The following is a 17,050-nucleotide window of genomic DNA, read 5'->3' on the forward strand; positions in this document are numbered from 1 at the left end:
GAGCTTCGTGCTCGCATAGGAGATGCTCCCCATTAGTTGGTGACTGTTTTTTAGTAGTCCAACTTATGGGGAGCAGTTCATTTGGAGGTAAGGACGCCGGGGCTTGGCTTAAGGGGATATTCGGCTACGCCTCATATCCATTTGGATTATTCTTCTGCCAGTTCCAGTGATCGCGCACCATGGTGTCGATGTCGCGGGTAGCAGACCAGCCCAGATCTGCCAGGGCAGCAGCGGGGTCGGCGTAGGAAACAGCCACATCGCCGGGGCGGCGGTCCACAATCTTGTAGGGTAGCTCTTTACCAGCAGCCTTCTCAAAAGCGTGCAGAACCTCAAGCACCGAGTAGCCGTTGCCGGTACCCAAGTTCCAGGTGTGCAGACCACCGTGGGTGGTGATGTAGTCAAGGGCCTTGAGGTGGCCGTCCGCCAGGTCAACGACGTGAATGTAGTCGCGCACGCCGGTGCCGTCGACGGTGGGGTAGTCGTTGCCGAAAACATTGAGGTATTCGCGGCGACCCACAGCGACCTGGGCGATGAAGGGTACCAGGTTGTTGGGGATGCCGGACGGGTCTTCACCGATGCGGCCGGACTCGTGGGCACCTACCGGGTTGAAGTAGCGCAGCAGGGCGATGTTCCACTTAGAATCTGAGGCTGCCAGGTCAATGAGCATATCCTCGATGTGCTCCTTGGTACGGCCGTAGCAGGACTGGGCGTCCATGTTCAGCTTCTCGGTCAGCGGCATAGACTCGGGTTCGCCGTAGACGGTTGCAGACGATGAGAAGACGATGGAGTGGCAGCCTGCGTCTTCCATGGCGTAGAGCAGGTTAAGGGTGCCGGTGACGTTGGTCTGGTAGTACCAGAGGGGCTTCTCAGCGGACTCGCCTACAGCCTTGAGGCCGGCGAAGTGGATGACGGCATCGGGCTTGACCAGGTTGAAAAGCTGCTTCATCTCGGGCAAATCCAGCAGGTCAACCTTGCGGAACTCTACAGTCTTGCCGGTCAGCTCTTCAACGCGGGCCAGGGACTCCATGGATGAGTTTGAGAGGTTGTCCATAACGGTTACCTCGTGGCCTGCCTTGAGTAGTTCGAGTACGGTGTGGGAGCCGATGTAGCCGGCGCCGCCGGTAACGAGAATCTTCACGTTTTCCCCTAGTAGACGATTGGTGTTTTTTCTAGCTTACCTGCACTCAGCCCCGCCAGCCGGTAGAAGCGGTGGCGGGGCTGAGCATATATAAGGTGGGCGTTAGGCGTGGACGCTTACTCCTAGCTGTTCTTGCGGCGGGCGGCGAAGAAAGCGGTAGCGCCTAGACCCAGTAGGAGGGCAGCACCTGCGAGGAGGGGCAGAGCAGTAGCACCGGTGTGGGCTAGTATGCCGCTCTTTCCAGTTTCACGGGCTCCTGCCACAGAGCTCTGGCTGGTGTTATCGGAGGCCGATGACGCCGGGCTATCGCTGGGAGACGGGGCGGGGGCGTCCGCACTGGGGCTTGCAGTCGGCTCTTCGGTGGGGGCTACCGTGGGCTCAGCCGAAGGAGCAGCGGTGGGGCTGTCACTGGGAGCCGGGGCCGGGGTCTCTTCGGGTGCCTGCTCGGTGGGCAGGGAGCTGGTGCCAACCGTCCAGTTCTTGACGAAGAAGGTGGTCGGGTCGATGGTCTTGTTGGTGATAGCCCAGTCGATCATGAGGTCGCGCACGGCCTTCTGCTCCTCGTAGACGATAGGAGCTGCGGTAACGTGCGGGTAGCCTGAGCCGCCTGACCAGCGGTAGTTGTTCAGAGCCAGGACGACCTTCTGATCATCAGCGAGGGGAGTACCATCGGGCAGGGTTAGGCCCTCGATGCGCTCGCCAACGGGCTTGGAGATGTTGATGTGGTAGTTCACACCCGAGAGCACGTCGTAGGAGTAGTCTGGAATACCGCGGGTGGCACCCTCATAGAGGGCGTTTGTGACGGTAGACCAGTCGGTGATCTCAGCTCCGGGTTCCTGCTGCTTATAGTAGCGGGCCGACCATTCCAGGTAGTCCTTGAGCTGGGCGCCGGTGAGCTCAACAGCGTAAAGGGTGTTGTCGTAGATGTAGAGGCTAGCCATATCGGCGATGGTCACATCGCCCTGCTTGAAGACAGCAGTGCGGGAGAAGGGGGAAGCCTCAGCGATGACGGGCAAACCCTCATACTGGGTTCCGGTTAGGGCACGAGTGACTTCTTCGGTCTGAACCATGTTGATGAAATCCAGAACCGCAGTGTCTTCCCAGGCACTACTTGCTGCGGGCATCTCAGCGCTCGCCTGGGCTACCACGGTCTGTACCCAATCGGTGGTCTTCGAGTGGTAGGGCTCGATAGCTGCAAGGACGGACGGGTCGGCGGCATAGTCACCAGCGTTGAGGGCAAGAGCGGTGGGTTTTTCATCCTCGGTCCACTTGACCTCGATATCGCCGTCAGCTTCCTTGACCAGGGGCAGAGTGACTTCGGAAAGGAAGCGGGCCCAGTAACCGGGCTGGGTGTAGAGTACCGGCTCGCCATTCTTGTTGGTGAAGTATTCCTGGACTTTATTGGTGACGTGGGAGTGACCGCCCACAACAAGATCGACGTCGGTGGACTGCTCAGCCACTGACTTTGCGACGTTTTCGGTGAGGTCAGCCGGGTTGTAGGTGTAGCCCTCGGCATCTAGGCCGGTGTGGGCGAGAACGACGACCACGTCGGCCCCTGCGGCCTTGACCTTGGGTGCCCACTCGGCAACGGTGGCGGCGGCGTCCTTAAACTCCAGCTTGCCCTCGACAGTAGCCTTATCCCACACGCGTACGCCGGGGGTCACGACACCGATGACGGCTACCTGGATTTTCTCACCGCCCACGGTCTTTTCGATCATGGTGTAGGGCTCGTAAGCGGGGGTATCGGTTGCGGTATCAATGACGTTGGCACCGAGCAGGGGCATGGCCAGGTTCTGGGTGTACTGGGCGGCGGCGTCGGGGCCGTAGTTGAACTCGTGGTTGCCCACAACACCGGCATCATAGCCAAGTAGGTTGAAGACAGAAGCCATGGGGTCAACGCTGGTGGCGGTGCGGTTGTTCTGGTAGTAGGTTGCAAGCGGGTTGCCCTGGTTAGCATCGCCGTTATCCAGTACCAGGGTGGAGTCTGTACCCTTGGCTGCCCGGGTCTGGGCGATAGCGGTAGCCAGGTGCTCCATACCCAGAGCCTTAGCGCCTTCACCGTAAGGGGCGCCGGTGAAGTAGTCGTAGTTGAGGGCGCGGCCGTGGACGTCGGTTGAGGCCAGCACAGTCAAATCGCCCAGGTCGGTAGTACCGTCTGCTGCAAAAGCTGCGGGAACGAGAATGCTGGAAGAAACCAGGCCAAGACCTGCCAGCAGAGAAAGAGAACGCTTCATGAATAGCTTTCTGATGTGTTGTGAGTGTGTTCTCCCATTGTAAAGACCCGCCCTACCGGTAAGCCGGTAGGGCGGGTCTTGCGTATATTAATCTTCAGTAAATATCGGCAGCGAGCATAAGCCCGTCTCGCGAAATGATTACTTACTTTTTAGTTAGCGTGCAGCTCTGAGTTCAGCTCCACGGTGTTGTTGGCGCGGGGCAGAACTTCGATAGCGCCGGTCACGGAGTTGCGGCGGAAGAGCAGGTTGTTGACGCCGGAGAGTTCCAGGGCCTTGACAACCTTGGGCTCAGCGCCGGGGTTGAGGACGGTCACGCGGGAGCCAGCGGTGACGTACAGGCCAGCTTCAACCACGCAATCATCGCCCAGGGCAATGCCGATACCGGCTTCAGCGCCGAGCAGGGAGCGCTCGCCGATGGAGACACGCTGGGTGCCGCCGCCGGAGAGGGTGCCCATGGTGGAGGCTCCGCCGCCGATGTCGGTGCCGTTGCCAATGACAACGCCCTGGGAGATGCGGCCTTCGACCATAGATTCGCCGAGGGTACCGGCATTGAAGTTGACGAAGCCTTCGTGCATGACGGTGGTGCCAGCTGCCAGGTGGGCACCCAGGCGGACGCGGTCGGCGTCGCCGATACGAACACCGGCGGGCACGACGTAGTCAATCATGCGGGGGAACTTGTCCACGTGGGTGACGACCAGGGCGCCGCGGCGACGCAGCTTCAGCGAGACGGTGTTGAATTCGCTGGCTAGCACGGGGCCGAAGTTGGTCCAGGCGACGTTGGCGAGAGCACCAAAGAGACCGTCGAGGTTGATGGTGTTGGGGGCAACCAGGGTGTGGGAGAGCAGGTGCAGGCGCAGGTAGGCGTCCGCTGCGTTGGCGGGGGCCTCGTCGAGGTTGATGGTGACGTTGACCAGCTCACGCACGACGTTGCGGTCTTCGTCGGCTTCGACCAGGGCTTCGAGGTCGGCTGCTACGGAGTCGTCGGGGGTGTCGGTGAGGGCGGGGGCGGGGTACCAGACATCGAGTACGGTGCCTTCGTTCTCGCCGGAGGCGACGACGGTGGCCAGGCCCAAGCCGGATGCTACACGGGTGTTGTTTTCAGTCATGCCTACCAGTCTACGGAATCAGGCGGGTGCGGGGCGCTATCTGCTTGTATGGTGGAACTATGATCAAGAACCCTACCCTCGCCCAGGCCGCTGAGTTCGCTCAGGTGGGCCCCGGCGTCCTGAACCTAACCCAGCCCGTTGAAGATCTCACTGCTGACCTGCTCAATATTTATTCTGTTTCTGGCGCCGAGGTGCGCCTGGCGGACGCCGTTCAGGCGGCCCTTGAGGGGATCGGCGGCTTAGAGATAACCCGCGACGGCGATGCCATCATCGCCCGCACTAACCTGGGCCGGGATACCCGCATTGTGCTGGCAGGTCACCTAGATACGGTGCCCCTGCCCCGTAGCGAGGGCTCACGCGGCACTGTCCCCGCCTCTTGGTCTGAGGGAGCGGGGGCGCGGGTTCTTTACGGCCGCGGCGCCGTGGACATGAAGGGCGGGGTTGCCGTGCAGCTAGCCCTAGCTGCACGTCTGAAAGAACCCCGCTACGATATCACCTACGTCTTCTACGACAACGAAGAGGTTGCCTCAGAGCTCTCAGGGCTTGCCCGCCTGATGCGCAACCACCGGGAGAAGCTGACTGACGCGGCCTTTGCTGTGCTCCTGGAACCCACCGACGGCACCATTGAAGGTGGCTGCAACGGCACCATCCGCTTCTGGATTCGTACCTCGGGTGTCGCCGCCCATTCTGGTCGCGCTTGGAAGGGCGTCAACGCTATCCACAAGATGGCGGACGTTCTGGGGAGTCTTGCCGCTTACCAGCCTGCCACCTATGAGGTTGAGGGCCTGGCCTACCGCGAGGGGCTCAATGCCGTGCAGATTTCAGGCGGGGTCGCGGGGAACGTCATTCCCGATGACGCGGGCATCCATATCAACTACCGCTTTGCCCCCAATAAGACCCTGGATGAAGCCGTCGCGCACCTGCACGAGGTTTTCGAGGGCTACGAGCTGGATTTCGTGGACCTTTCATCAGCGGCCCGCCCCGGCCTGGACGCTCCGCTGTCTAGGTCACTGATTGAGTCGGTCGGGCAGGCCCCCAAGCCCAAGTACGGGTGGACGGATGTTGCCCGCTTCAGCGAAATCGGTATTCCCGCCGTGAACTTCGGGCCCGGCGACGCCCTGCTGGCCCATACCGATAACGAGCACGTTAAAGCCTCCGAGGTGCGTACCTGCTATACGGCGCTGGAAAGCTGGCTGACGGCGTCCTAACCCTGCCAGCCTGTGCAGACTTCTTGGGCTGGGTGCAGAGAAAAACCTGCTCACAGCCTAAGAACCCTGCACAGCCCCATTGAGAAAAAGGTCAGGGGCTCCATCGCGTGATGGAGCCCCTGACCTGTAACCGGAGCGTAAAGCGCGGACGCTAGTGCTTGGGGATCTTGAACATCAGCTCGGTCTTGGGGCGGGCTTCGTCCACTTCACCGGGCACACCGTCGGCGTGCTTGATCTCTACGTCGGAGCGGGAACTCATGTACTTAGCGAGCCACTCGGCGAAGAGGGTCAGGGCGAAGTTGATCACCACGAAGATGAGGGCTGCCAGCAGGAGCATCTGCAAGATATTGCCCTCGCCAGAGCCGAAGCGGCGGGCAGCGGCCAGCAGCTCGGGGTAGGAGATGATGTAGCCCAGGGCGGTGTCCTTGAGAATGACCACGAACTGCGAGAGCAGCGAGGGCATCATGGCGGTCAGAGCCTGGGGTACCAGAATCAGGGTCAGAACCTTCCACGGAGTCAGGCCGATAGCCAGACCGGCTTCACCCTGGCCCTTGGGTAGCTGCTGAACACCGGAGCGCAGAAGCTCAGCGATGACCGAGCCGTTGTAGAGGGTCAGACCCAGAACCACGGCGATAAAGGGCAGCTGTGAGGGGGCAAAGAGGTTGAGTTTGCCCAAAAAGAGCCAGAAGAAAATCATCATCATCAGCACGGGAACGGCGCGGAAGAACTCCACGACCACGGTACCGAAGGCTCGCACGGCCTTATTGGGTGACAGGCGGGCCAGACCGAAGAAGAGACCGAAAGCCACCGAGGTGACCACAGAGATCAGGGCTGCTGAGAGGGTCTTCCAGAGGGCGGGCAGAATGTAGTTGGCCCAGAGGTTACCCGAGAAGAGGGAAGTCCACTTATCGGCTTCCAGCTGGCCCTGGCGGTTCATCACCATCATGATGTAGGCAAAGCCTGCTGCCAGGAGCACAAGAGCCACGATGTTGAAGATGCGGGTTCGGGCACGGGCCTTGGGGCCGGGTACGTCAAAGAGTACCGAGGTTGAGGTCATACGCTTGCTCATCGCTTCACCGCCAGTTTACGAGAGGCCCAGGTGGTTAGCAGGCCGATGGGGACAACAATAATCACAAAGCCCATGGCGAAGACGAAGAAGATCATGAAGATGAGGTCTGAGTTGAACTCAATCATGGACTTCATCATGCCGGATGCCTCAGCGACTGAGGCTACGGTGGCTACGGTGGTGTTCTTGGCTAGCGCAATCAGGGTGTTGCCCAGCGGGGTGATGGAGCCGCGTAGAGCCTGCGGGAAAATCACGTAGCGGGCGGTGGGCAGGAAGCCCAGGCCGATGGCGCGGGCTGCTTCAGCCTGGCCAACGGGAACGGTATTGACGCCGGAGCGGATGGCCTCACAGACGAAGGCCGCGTGGTAGATGGCAAGGACGATAACGGCGTAGATAAAGAAGTTCCACTCAAAGCTGGTTGCTAGTGAGAGCTGGAACTGGGTCCACACGCCCAGGATTGCCAGGGTCATCAGAATGGTCAGCGGGGTGTTGCGGACCAGGTGCACGTAGGCGGTGCCCGCCCAGCGTAGGGAGGGCACGGGCGAAATACGCATAAGTGCCAGCAGAGAGCCGAGGACGAAAGATCCGATGGCTGCCCAGAAGGTCAGCTGGATGTTGGTCCAGAAGGCGCCGATGACGTCGTAGGTGGCAAAGAGCGTGGAGAGCTGTTCAGAGAACGACATGAAAGCCTCCGATGGTTGAAAGATTGTGGTGTGGTGAAGGTGCGCTGGGCGTTGCGGGCTTATTTGGCGTCAACGGTGGCGCAGGCGTCGGTGAGGACGGGCGGGTTCAGCTCGGCGTTGTAGGTGTAGTTAGCGGCACCTACGTTCTTTTTGATGGCTTCTTCCCAGGCGCCGGTTTCGACCATCTTGTTGATGGCTGCGTTGATGGCGGCGCACTTGTCGGAGCCCTTGGGCAAGCCGACACCGTAGTTTTCGGTGGAGAAGGTGTTGCCAACGAGCTTGAGCTCGCCCTGGTTAGCCTTGGTAGAGGCTAGACCCGCCAGGATGATGTCGTCGGTGGTCACAGCATCGACCATGCCGGCGTTGAGAGCGACGACGCAGTCAGAGTAGGAGTTCTGTTGAACCAGCTGGACCTCTGATGAGTACTTGTCCTGGATTTTCTTTGCACTGGTTGAGCCGGTGACGGAGCACAGGTTCTTCCCGGCAAGAGATTCGGGGCCGGTGATGTCGGTGTTCTCTGCCTGGACCAGCAGGTCCTGGCCAGCGACGAAGTAGGGGCCTGCGAAGTCGACGGTCTTGAGTCGCTTTTCGGTGATGGAATAGGTCGCAAAAATCATGTCTACCTGGTTGTTGGTGAGCATGTTTTCGCGGTTGGCGCTGGGGGCTTCGACCCATTCGATCTGCTCTTCGGAGTAGCCGAGTTCAGCTGCAACGTAGCGGGCTACGTCGGTGTCGAATCCGGTGTAGTTGCGTCCGTCCTGGTAGCCCAGGCCGGGCTGATCGTACTTGATGCCGATGCGGATGGTGTCTTTGCTACCGGTGGCGGAGCAACCGGAGAGCGCGAGGACGCCGGTGGCGAGTAGGGCAGCGCAGGCTGCGGCTTTTGCTTTGGCGCGGGAGAGGTTCATGGCTGGCCGTCCTTAGTGACCCAGGATCTTACCCAGGAAGTCCTTGGCGCGGTCTGACTGGGGGTTGATGAAGAACTGGTCGGGGGTGGCTTCTTCGACGATTTCGCCGTCGGCCAGGAAGACGATGCGGTCTGCTGCCTTGCGGGCGAAGCCCATTTCGTGGGTTACCACGATCATGGTCATGCCTTCGCGGGCGAGGGAGACCATGGTGTCGAGTACTTCGTTGACCATTTCGGGGTCAAGGGCGCTGGTGGGTTCGTCGAAGAGCATGACCTTGGGCTTCATGGCGAGGGCGCGGGCGATAGCGACGCGCTGCTGCTGGCCGCCGGAGAGCTGGGCGGGCATCTTGGAGGCCTGGTTATCGACGCCAACCTTCTTGAGCAGGCTCATGGCCAGTTCTTCGGCTTCGGCCTTGCCCATGCCGCGTACCTTGCGGGGGCCTAGGGTGACGTTTTCGAGGATGGTCTTGTGGGCGAAGAGGTTGAAAGATTGGAAGACCATGCCGACTTCTGCGCGCAGGTTGGCGAGTTCCTTACCTTCTTCGGGCAGCTTTTTGCCGTCGATGGTGATGGTGCCGTCGGTGATGGTTTCAAGACGGTTGATGGTGCGGCAGAGGGTTGACTTGCCGGAGCCTGAAGGGCCGAGGAGGACGACAACCTCGCCCTTGCCGATGGAAAGGTTGATGTCCTTGAGGACGTGGTTCTCACCGTAGTGCTTGTTCACGTGGGTGAGCTGAACCAGTGCGTCAGTAGTCACTGGGCTTCCTCTCTTGTGGTGGATTCAGTGCGTGCGCCGGTAGCATTGAGGTGCTGTGGCACAAACCAAATGGTGTATGTGCCTTACCTTACCCCCTGTAAGGTAAACAACTTGTTACACGGGGTGTCGTGTTTTTACAGTCATATTTGTTGGGTTTTGTTGAGGGGCGCTGGGCGAAAGGGCTTGGCTCCTGCGGGAGGACGGTATGAATTATCTACTGGTTGCGGTGACCTTTGTGGTGCTGGCGGCGGTGATGGCCGGGTGCGCGGTGCTGGGCACCGACCGGCTGATTCCGGGGCGGAAGGCTATCGATGCGGTCAGCAAGGACGGCCTAGCGCTGGTTCCTGCCGCTGAGCCGCCCCTGATTCTTTCGGACCGTCCGGGTGCGGACGAGCTGGAGCGGGTTCGTTTTGCGACCTCGGCCCTGGGCTATAACCGCGATGAGGTTGATGGGGTGCTCGCTAAGGTAGTAGCCGAGAACAGCCGCCTGCGGGCAGAACTTGAGACCCTGCGCGGTGATCGGGGTCAGGACGCCGCTACTGACCTTGGCGGGGAGGGCTAGGGGAGTGGGGCGCCCGTCCGCACCACAGCATAGCGGGGTACTTGACCGCACCGCTGCGACCCTGAGCGTGAGCGCCAGTCGGGGCCTACTGTTCTTCACGAGCCTGCCCATCGGCCTGCGGGTAGCCCTGGTCTATGCCGCAAGCCGGCTCTGGGGCTGGTTTATTTTCTCAACCGTGGGTCTGCACCAGACCTTTAGCCCCTGGAAAAATACCTCAATGGGTTACCTGGAGTTTGTCACTATTTGGGACGCCGACTGGTACGCCAAGATAGCCGCTGGCGGCTACCCTGCGGTTCTCCCCGTGGACGCCAGCGGTCACGTTGCCCAAAATGAGTGGGCTTTTTACCCCCTCTACCCCCTAATCAGCGGTGCCATGACGAGCGTGACCGGGCTGAGCTATCAGACGGTTGCCCCTACTGTCTCCCTGCTGTTTGGCTTTGGGGCAGCCTGGTTTATCTACCGGCTCTTTGAAACCAGCCTACAGGTGCGCGGGGCAGCTACCGGGGGCGCTACTGCCCACCGGGGCACTGAGCTAGAGACAACCGCCCTGTGGGCAACCGCTGCCGTCAGCTTCTGCGCCGTTGCACCGATTCTGCAAACCGGCTATGCCGAAGCAACCGGCCTCTTCTTCCTGGCCTGGGCCCTCTACTGGCTGGTGCAGCAACGCTATGTGCTTCTGCTTCTTCCGGCCCTTGGGGCGGCCCTGTCCCGCCCTGTGGGCGTGCCCCTGGGAGCCGTGGTTGGCATCTGGTGGTTTGTGTGCTGGGTTCAGCAGGCCCGTGCTGAGAACCTGCTGAGCGCCTTGAAAGCGACCGCCCCGCAGCTGGCCTCTGCCCTGGCCGTATGTGCTTTCGCCTTTATCCACCCGGCCATCGCCTGGGCGTCCACCGGGCGTATCGACGCCTACACCGCGACCGAGGCCGCGTGGAGAGCTGGCGGGGAGCACGTGCTGCCCTTTATGCCCTGGTACACCCAGAGCCAGCTCTACCTGGGGCAGGGGAGAGGACCCCTCGTCCTTATCCTGCTACTGGGCGCCTACCTGCTGGCCCTGCTGGCTCCCGTGACCCGGCGGGTGCTTCACCCGGCGCTCATCACCTGGTGTGCTGCCTACGCGGTGTATATGCTGGCCTTCTTCAACCCGCAGTCCTCCACTTTCCGCCTGCTGCTGCCCCTCTTCCCGCTCCTGCTGCCCCTCGTGGCCCTGTCCGCTTCGCGGGCCTACCGCTGGCTGCTGATTATCAGCGGAGCAACCCTGCAGTTTGGCTGGGTCGGCTGGCTCTGGCACTGGAAGCAGCTACCCGGCGGCGGGGACTACCCGCCCTAAACTTGTAAGTTTCCACCCAAAAACGCCAGAAGTGAGCCACTAAGCACTATGATTAAAAGAAGGTGAGACCGGCAACAGAAGCCGAGAAACCGCAGACCAACCCTCGTTGAAGGAGAACCAAGATGGCAGCTCAGAAACCACGCACCGGCGACGGCCCCCTCGAAATCGTGCGCGAAGGGCGCAGCATCGTCATGCGCATTCCCGTTGAAGGTGGCGGCCGCCTGGTTCTTGATATCACCGAAGAAGAAGTCGAGGCAATCCGCAAGTGCGTTGAAAACGTCTAGGCTTCGGCTCTAAGCCCGGCCCCTGCTCCGAACCCCACCGGTTTGGGGCGGGGGCTTTAGCGTTTGTAGACCAGGTAGAGACCCTCACCCGCGTGTACAAGGGAGACAAAAACATCGGCGGTACAGGCCGCTACCTCGTGTAAGACAGAGCGTACCGAAACGGTCACGGCATCGCGGGCTGTAGGGTTCGCAACAGCGCCGCCCACCAGCGGGTCATGCAGAATCAGGAGCCCGCCAGGTTCTAGGAGGGCCAGCGTATCGTAGACCAGCTGTTCAGCCAGCTGGCTACCGGCGTCAATAAAGGCCAGATCGTAGGAGGCTGCTGAGAGGCGGGGGAGTACCTCGGCAGCATCGCCGGTGATGACGCGCACCCGGTGGCTCTTATCAAGACCGGCAGCTGCCAGCAGCGTGCGAGTTGCCTGGCAGCGGGTGGCATCGATATCGATGGCGGTGAGCGCCGCACCGGGGGCCAGACCCGTGAGCAGGGCAGCCGTAGCAACTCCGGCACCGCAACCGATTTCTACAGCGTGTTGGGCCTTGGTAGCTGCCGCGAGCACCGTAAGCAGGGAAGCTACCGACGGGGCGACGGGGGCGGCGTCCAACCGCTCGGCCCCAGCCCGGGCAGAAGCCACCGCCGGAGCCTCCAACGGGAACTCTTCAGCATAAACCCAGCTTCGAGCCTGTTCCTGAGTATTCACCTAGTACTTCACCTTCACATGAGTGCGCGCGGGAATGATTCTGGAAACATCTTAATCAACCCCGCTCGTTTTATGGGCGAACACTCGGGCTGAGCTGGTAATCTCTTTGTGTGTTTGGAATTAGCGGCCTCGAATTTATCGTTCTAGCGATCCTGGTGTTTGTTGTCATCGGGCCAGAACGCATGCCCGAATATGCCCAGCAGCTCAAAGACTTTATCAAGTGGGTTCGCCGTATGGCCTTTGACGCTAAGGACGACCTCAAAGAAACTCTCGGCCCCGACTTGGGCGATATTAACTGGCGCCAGTACGACCCCCGCCAGTACGATCCCCGCGTCATTGTGCGCGAGGCTTTTGCTGAGGACGACGAAGAGCGCCGCAAGGAACTTGAAGAAAAGGCGGCAGCTGCACCGGCTCCCTCTGTGAGTGTGCGCCTGCCCCGCGGCGCCTGGGCCCCCTTCGATACTGAGGCCACCTAAACTCTTTCTCCCGCCAAGGGGACCTGATTTTCAAAAAAGGACCGCATATTATGCGGTCCTTTTGAAGTTTTGCGGTCCCCTTGGGCCGGGCTAGACGGTGAAGGGCAGGGGGGCTCCCGCTAGCCCGCGCGGACGGTGGGTCAGGGCCTGGGCGGTTTTGACCAGTTCCTGCGCCGCAGCGGTCTCGGGCGCACCCCAGACCACCGGGGTGCCGGCGTCCCCGCCCTCGCGCAGGGCAACCTCGAGCGGTACCGACCCCAGTAGGGGCACCTCGTAGCCCAGGGCCCTGCCCAGGGACTCGGTGAGGACGGCCCCACCCCCTTCTCCGAAGAGGGGCAGGGTGGTGCCGTCCGGCAGCTGCATGGCGGCCATATTTTCTAGCGCCCCAATCACCTTCTGCTCGGTCTGCAGGCTGAGGGTTCCGGCCCGCTGGGCCACGTCCACGGCGGCCAGCTGCGGGGTTGAGACCAGAAGAATCTCGGCGTGGGGCAGCAGCTGGGCCATTGAAATCGCGATATCGCCGGTGCCCGGGGGCAGATCGAGGAAGAGCACATCCAAGTGACCAAAGTGCACGTCGGTGAGGAACTGCTCCAGAGCCCGGTGCAGCATAGGGCCGCGCCAGGCGACCGGCTGGTCTGGCTTCACGAACATACCTATAGAAATTACCTTGATGACACCGTCACCTGACGGGGCCTCAACCACCGGTGGAATAATCATGTCGTCCATGCGGGTAGGGCCAGCGGTAATGCCCAGCAGCCCGGGAATCGAGAACCCGTGCACATCGGCGTCAATAATGCCAACGCTCAAACCCATGGAGGCACAGGCCGCTGCCAGGTTAGCGGTCGCAGAGGACTTGCCAACCCCGCCCTTACCCGAAGCTACCGCAAAGATACGGGTCAGTGAGCCGGGGGCAGTAAAAGGGTTCTGCTTGGTGTGTCCAAGACGCTGGCGCAGAGTCGCACGCTGATCCGGGCTCATATAACCGATCTCAAGCTGCACTTCGCTCACCTGCTCCAGGGCAGAGACCGCGGCGCGGACGTCCGCCTCAATCGTCGAACGCAGGGGGCAGCCCTCAATGGTCAGGAGCACCCTGATATCGGCGACCGAACCGGTCAGCTCAGCCCGGTCGACCATACCCAACTCGGTGATGGGCTGGCGCAGCTCAGGGTCAATAACGGTTGCAAGAGCTGCAAGCAGCTCCTCATTCAGATGTGATGTCTGCATGGGGTAAATCGCCTACTCAAACGAGCGGTCGATGTCCTTTACCTTCTTCTTCTTACGCATTTTCGGGTGGTCATCGCTCAGCACATCGAAGGCGCTGGTCACAGGCTGGGTAGCATTGGGGTCGAAGGGCTTAGTTTCTTCGGGTGCCTCCAGCTCATTCGCCTTAGCTGCTAGGGCCTCAGCGCGGGCGAAGAGCTCCTCCTGGCGGCGCTGCACCTCAGCTAGTTCCTCCATGATGTCACGCATCTCGCCGCGTACGAAGTCACGGGTGGCGACCTCGCGCAGGGTAATACGTAGGGAGGCAATCTCGCGGGTCAGATACTCGGTTTCCTCCAGGTTGCGCTGGTCGCGCTGCCTGTCCTGGCGGGCAACCACACGGTCACGGTCGTCCTGGCGGTTCTGTGCCAGCAGCAGCAGGGGCGCAGCATAAGAGGCCTGCAAAGACAGCATCAGGGTCAGCAGGGTAAAGTTCAGGGCCCGGGGATCAAACTGTAATTCCTCAGGTGCCAGGGTATTCCAGCCCAGCCACACCGCACAGAAAATCGTCATCCACAGCAGAAACTGCGGGGTACCCATAAAACGCGCGATTTTCTCGGTCATCTGACCGAAGGCATCGGGGTTGGGGCTTAGCTGAAAGAGGGGGCGGCGCTTTTTCTGCTGCGGGGTCCCTAGCGTCTGCGCTGAATCGTTGCGCTCACGTGCATCACTCAAAGCGGCGGCCTACCTTTCGAATTGGGGTTCCATCGTCATAGGTGCGCCAGTCATCGGGCAACATTTCATCGAGCACGTCATCCACCGTGACCGCTCCAACCAGGCGGTCGTGGTCGTTGACCACCGGAATGATGGTGAGGTCGTAGGTTGCCAGCACGCGGGTGACCTCTTCAATACTGGCGGCGTCGGTGACCGGCTCAATGGAGGTGTCGATGATGTTGCCTACCTGCTCGCTGGGGGAGTGCCGGAGCAGACGCTGCATGTGCACAATGCCCAGGTACTTGCCGGTGGGGGTTTCAAGGGGCGGACGCGTGACCATGACCGCTGCTGCCATGGCCGGGGAAATTTCTTCCTGGCGAATATGGGCCAGGGCTTCAGCCACGGTGGCTTCGGGGGAAAGGATGATGGGCACCGGGTTCATAAGTGAACCGGCAGTTCCTTCCTCGTATTCGAGCAGGCGGCGGACGTCGTCCGAATCTTCGGGGTCCATGAGGGTCAGCAGCTCTTCGCGCTGGGTATCTGACAGCTCACCCAGAAGGTCGGCGGCGTCGTCCGGCTCCATCTCTTCCAGAACGTTGACCGCTCGCTCCACCTCTAGGTGGGAGAGAATCTGTACCTGGTCTTCTTCGGGCAGTTCCTGGAGCACGTCTGCCAGACGCTCGTCTTGGAGCTCCTGGGCCACTTCCACCATGCGCTTATCGGGCATCTCGTGAATAGCGTCTGCCAGGTCAGCGGGGTTGGAGTCTTCGTGGCTTGCCACAAACGCGGTTGCAGCCTGCGGCTCAAAATCTGTGGAGAGAATGACCTCGTCCCAGTCCACAATCAGGGTTTCCTTGCGGCGGCGCATCAGGCTGGTGTGGCCGCGCGAAATAAAGAGCTCAGAGATAAACCAGTCGCCGTTGCGGCGCTGCTCCATCGCAACGTCCTCAATCTGAGCCCTACCCGACCCGTCACGTAGCTGTACCTTGCGGTCAAAAAGCTCACCGACCACCAGAGCCTCAGAGCCGCGCTGCTCAAAGCGGCGCAGATTCACCAGGCCTGTCAGAATCACCTGGGTGGAGTCGATACTGGTCACACGAGTCATGGGAACAAAAATACGCTTCTTGCCCAGGATTTCGATGACGATACCCACCACAACCGGTTCTTTGAGTTTTGCCAAGGACCCCACCGCATTGAACTGGGTAAAACCGCTTTTGAGCACAACCACATCGCGCAGACGGCCCAGGCGGTCACCGTGGGGGTCAAAAACGTCAAGGCCCAGCAGACGGGCGATAAAAATCTTGTTCGGTACGCTACTCACAGTTATCAAGGGTACTCGCCCCAGCCCGCAGCTGCCACCGGTTGCCAGCAGAGTGAGAATAACCCTACTTAGTTCACCTATGGCGATACCTCGGCGTGCTCCCCGCAAACTCAGTGAACTTTGCGAAAAAATAGGAGCATGGATCAACTCAAAGCACCTCCCGCCCTGGCCATGGCAGATGGCACCCACCTACCTCCCGGTGAGCTGGTAGCCACCTTCACCGACCGCAAAGAGGTCAACAAGGCTATCGAGTTTCTGGCCAGCCAGAAGTTCCCCGTACACTCCCTGTACGTGGTAGGGCACGATGTGCAGCAGGTTGATTATGTGACCGGTCAGGCTACCTACCCACGAGCTGCCCTAGCAGGCGTCTTCCAGGGTCTAAGCCTCGGTGCCCTTGTCGCCCTCTTCAATGCCGTGATCACCCAGACCTCGATTCTGGCCAACTTCCTGAGCATTGTGCCCCTGGCTATTGCCTTTTGCATGATTTACGCAATTATCGTTGCTTCCCGCACCAAGGGCCGCGGTATCCGTACTCGCACCCAGATGCTGCCCCAGCGCTTTGACCTGATGGCTATTCCTGCCACTGCCCAGGCTGCCCGCCATCTGCTGCGCGTGACCGTCCAGCCTGGTGGCACCCACAGCGGCGTGCACGGCCCCGGCACCCACCCCTTTGCCCAGAACGGGCAGACCTCAAGCCCCTATGTACACCCCGGCATGAGCCAGGCCAACCCTCAGGGCTATTCGGCCCAGCAGCCCCAGGGCGCCCCCAGCAGCCAGCAGGTGCAGAATGGCCAAGGGGCCCAGAACGGTCAGCAGGCCCCCCAATGGTTTGACCCCTCAGCCCCTGCACCCAAGCAGGAGCAGGCCCCCGAGCCCTTCCTGCCTGGATTTAACCCGGCCGACCAGAAGCAGGACCAGGCACCGGCAGCCGAGCAGCGTCCGTCCGCCCCCGTCTTCACCCCTCCCGCTGAAACCAACCGCGACGGCTCGAAGGCCGCCGGTAAGTTCGGTCTGCGCGTGGAGTCCCCTGAAGAATTTGAGCAGATGATCCGCAAGGCCCCCGAGCCCCCCGCCACCAACGAGCGTATCGAAGCGATCCGCGCAGAAAAGGGCGAGCAGCGCTACGGCCTGCGCGTGGAGTCCCCCGAAGAATTTGAGGCAACCATCCGCAAGGCCCCCGAACCGGCAGAGGCCGAGCAGGAACCGCAGAAGGACGCCCAGTAAAAGCAACCTGGTTCTGGCATTACACGCTCACTGAAAACCGCAACGAAAACCCCGCCGCTCTGGAAGAGTGAACTGCTCCCCATAAGTTGGACTACTAAAAAACAGTCACCAACTAATGGGGAGCATCTCCTATGCGAGCACGAAGCTC

At 61.0% G+C, this 17,050-nt stretch carries 17 protein-coding genes; 6 read left to right on the forward strand and 11 right to left on the reverse strand.

Going from position 1 to position 17,050, the window contains the following annotated elements; genetic code table 11:
* Positions 1–124: 124 nt before the first annotated feature.
* The 3 genes from galE to dapD form a co-directional block, all read right to left on the reverse strand.
* Positions 125–1,138: a UDP-glucose 4-epimerase GalE gene (gene galE / locus ACFP6B_RS09780; RefSeq protein WP_377129618.1), complete on the reverse strand. Its 1,014-nt coding sequence runs from the start codon at positions 1,136–1,138 to the stop codon at positions 125–127.
* 122 nt (positions 1,139–1,260) lie between these two features.
* The gene (locus ACFP6B_RS09785) at positions 1,261–3,372 is read right to left on the reverse strand and encodes a 5'-nucleotidase C-terminal domain-containing protein (protein WP_377129620.1); all 2,112 of its coding nucleotides are present in this window, start codon (positions 3,370–3,372) and stop codon (positions 1,261–1,263) included.
* Positions 3,373–3,521: 149 nt separating this feature from the next.
* Complete coding sequence (gene dapD / locus ACFP6B_RS09790) at positions 3,522–4,487, reverse strand: 2,3,4,5-tetrahydropyridine-2,6-dicarboxylate N-succinyltransferase (protein ID WP_237223483.1); 966 nt, start codon at positions 4,485–4,487, stop codon at positions 3,522–3,524.
* 50 nt (positions 4,488–4,537) lie between these two features.
* Here dapD and dapE point away from each other — a divergent pair, with 50 nt between their 5' ends.
* Positions 4,538–5,686 (forward strand): succinyl-diaminopimelate desuccinylase, encoded by a 1,149-nt coding sequence (dapE, locus tag ACFP6B_RS09795; RefSeq protein WP_377129622.1) that lies wholly within the window; start codon positions 4,538–4,540, stop codon positions 5,684–5,686.
* Positions 5,687–5,837: 151 nt separating this feature from the next.
* On the opposite strand, the gene ACFP6B_RS09800 is transcribed toward dapE, so the two are convergent.
* The 4 genes from ACFP6B_RS09800 to ACFP6B_RS09815 are packed head-to-tail and all read right to left on the reverse strand — an operon-like array spanning position 5,838 to position 9,084.
* Positions 5,838–6,755: an amino acid ABC transporter permease gene (locus ACFP6B_RS09800; RefSeq protein ID WP_237223419.1), complete on the reverse strand. Its 918-nt coding sequence runs from the start codon at positions 6,753–6,755 to the stop codon at positions 5,838–5,840.
* Complete coding sequence (locus ACFP6B_RS09805) at positions 6,752–7,435, reverse strand: amino acid ABC transporter permease (RefSeq protein WP_135013730.1); 684 nt, start codon at positions 7,433–7,435, stop codon at positions 6,752–6,754. The genes ACFP6B_RS09800 and ACFP6B_RS09805 overlap by 4 nt, the downstream gene beginning before the upstream one ends.
* A gap of 59 nt (positions 7,436–7,494) precedes the next feature.
* On the reverse strand, positions 7,495–8,343 hold the full coding sequence (locus ACFP6B_RS09810; RefSeq protein ID WP_377129625.1) for a glutamate ABC transporter substrate-binding protein: 849 nt from the start codon (positions 8,341–8,343) through the stop codon (positions 7,495–7,497).
* A 12-nt stretch (positions 8,344–8,355) separates the two neighbouring features.
* Positions 8,356–9,084, reverse strand: coding sequence for an amino acid ABC transporter ATP-binding protein (locus ACFP6B_RS09815; RefSeq protein ID WP_377129638.1), 729 nt, complete (start codon positions 9,082–9,084; stop codon positions 8,356–8,358).
* Between the two features lie 220 nt (positions 9,085–9,304).
* Here ACFP6B_RS09815 and ACFP6B_RS09820 point away from each other — a divergent pair, with 220 nt between their 5' ends.
* The 3 genes from ACFP6B_RS09820 (at position 9,305) to ACFP6B_RS09830 (ending at position 11,269) form a co-directional block, all read left to right on the forward strand.
* Positions 9,305–9,661 carry a DivIVA domain-containing protein gene (locus tag ACFP6B_RS09820; protein ID WP_377129627.1) on the forward strand — a complete coding sequence of 119 codons (357 nt, stop codon included), beginning with the start codon at positions 9,305–9,307 and terminating at the stop codon, positions 9,659–9,661.
* Positions 9,662–9,665: 4 nt separating this feature from the next.
* Positions 9,666–10,985, forward strand: a complete 1,320-nt coding sequence (locus ACFP6B_RS09825) for a hypothetical protein (RefSeq protein WP_377129629.1) — start codon at positions 9,666–9,668, stop codon at positions 10,983–10,985.
* Positions 10,986–11,107: 122 nt separating this feature from the next.
* Complete coding sequence (locus tag ACFP6B_RS09830; RefSeq protein ID WP_135013726.1) at positions 11,108–11,269, forward strand: DUF3117 domain-containing protein; 162 nt, start codon at positions 11,108–11,110, stop codon at positions 11,267–11,269.
* Positions 11,270–11,325: 56 nt separating this feature from the next.
* Here the strand turns inward: ACFP6B_RS09830 and ACFP6B_RS09835 are convergent, their stop codons facing one another.
* A complete protein-coding gene (locus ACFP6B_RS09835; RefSeq protein ID WP_237185782.1) occupies positions 11,326–11,967 on the reverse strand; it encodes an O-methyltransferase in 642 nt (213 codons plus the stop codon).
* A gap of 110 nt (positions 11,968–12,077) precedes the next feature.
* On the opposite strand from ACFP6B_RS09835, the gene ACFP6B_RS09840 reads away from it, so the two are divergent.
* Positions 12,078–12,443, forward strand: coding sequence for a Sec-independent protein translocase family protein (locus tag ACFP6B_RS09840; RefSeq protein WP_135013724.1), 366 nt, complete (start codon positions 12,078–12,080; stop codon positions 12,441–12,443).
* A 90-nt stretch (positions 12,444–12,533) separates the two neighbouring features.
* Here ACFP6B_RS09840 and ACFP6B_RS09845 read toward each other — a convergent pair whose 3' ends face one another.
* Genes ACFP6B_RS09845 through ACFP6B_RS09855 form a run of 3 tightly spaced genes read right to left on the reverse strand, consistent with a single transcriptional unit; the run spans position 12,534 to position 15,678 of the window.
* Complete coding sequence (locus ACFP6B_RS09845; RefSeq protein ID WP_377129632.1) at positions 12,534–13,667, reverse strand: P-loop NTPase; 1,134 nt, start codon at positions 13,665–13,667, stop codon at positions 12,534–12,536.
* Positions 13,668–13,679: 12 nt separating this feature from the next.
* A complete protein-coding gene (locus tag ACFP6B_RS09850) occupies positions 13,680–14,378 on the reverse strand; it encodes a DUF1003 domain-containing protein (protein ID WP_377129634.1) in 699 nt (232 codons plus the stop codon).
* Positions 14,371–15,678 (reverse strand): magnesium transporter MgtE N-terminal domain-containing protein, encoded by a 1,308-nt coding sequence (locus tag ACFP6B_RS09855; protein ID WP_326503902.1) that lies wholly within the window; start codon positions 15,676–15,678, stop codon positions 14,371–14,373. The genes ACFP6B_RS09850 and ACFP6B_RS09855 overlap by 8 nt, the downstream gene beginning before the upstream one ends.
* Before the next feature lie 138 nt (positions 15,679–15,816).
* Between ACFP6B_RS09855 and ACFP6B_RS09860 the strand changes: the two genes are divergently transcribed.
* Positions 15,817–16,902, forward strand: coding sequence for a general stress protein (locus ACFP6B_RS09860; protein ID WP_377129636.1), 1,086 nt, complete (start codon positions 15,817–15,819; stop codon positions 16,900–16,902).
* Positions 16,903–17,050: the final 148 nt, after the last annotated feature.

The organism is Rothia nasimurium, assembly GCF_042660305.1.
Lineage (GTDB): Bacteria > Actinomycetota > Actinomycetes > Actinomycetales > Micrococcaceae > Rothia > Rothia nasimurium.

What these genes read in the sequence shown, in the direction of transcription:
- ACFP6B_RS09785 (WP_377129620.1), bottom strand. Translation starts at nt 3,372, where the DNA reads ATGAAGCGTTCTCTTTCTCTGCTGGCAGGTCTTGGCCTGGTTTCTTCC.
- ACFP6B_RS09845 (WP_377129632.1), bottom strand. Translation starts at nt 13,667, where the DNA reads ATGCAGACATCACATCTGAATGAGGAGCTGCTTGCAGCTCTTGCAACC.
- ACFP6B_RS09830 (WP_135013726.1), top strand. Translation starts at nt 11,108, where the DNA reads ATGGCAGCTCAGAAACCACGCACCGGCGACGGCCCCCTCGAAATCGTG.
- ACFP6B_RS09820 (WP_377129627.1), top strand. Translation starts at nt 9,305, where the DNA reads ATGAATTATCTACTGGTTGCGGTGACCTTTGTGGTGCTGGCGGCGGTG.
- ACFP6B_RS09800 (WP_237223419.1), bottom strand. Translation starts at nt 6,755, where the DNA reads ATGAGCAAGCGTATGACCTCAACCTCGGTACTCTTTGACGTACCCGGC.
- dapE (WP_377129622.1), top strand. Translation starts at nt 4,538, where the DNA reads ATGATCAAGAACCCTACCCTCGCCCAGGCCGCTGAGTTCGCTCAGGTG.
- ACFP6B_RS09810 (WP_377129625.1), bottom strand. Translation starts at nt 8,343, where the DNA reads ATGAACCTCTCCCGCGCCAAAGCAAAAGCCGCAGCCTGCGCTGCCCTA.
- ACFP6B_RS09805 (WP_135013730.1), bottom strand. Translation starts at nt 7,435, where the DNA reads ATGTCGTTCTCTGAACAGCTCTCCACGCTCTTTGCCACCTACGACGTC.
- ACFP6B_RS09860 (WP_377129636.1), top strand. Translation starts at nt 15,817, where the DNA reads ATGGATCAACTCAAAGCACCTCCCGCCCTGGCCATGGCAGATGGCACC.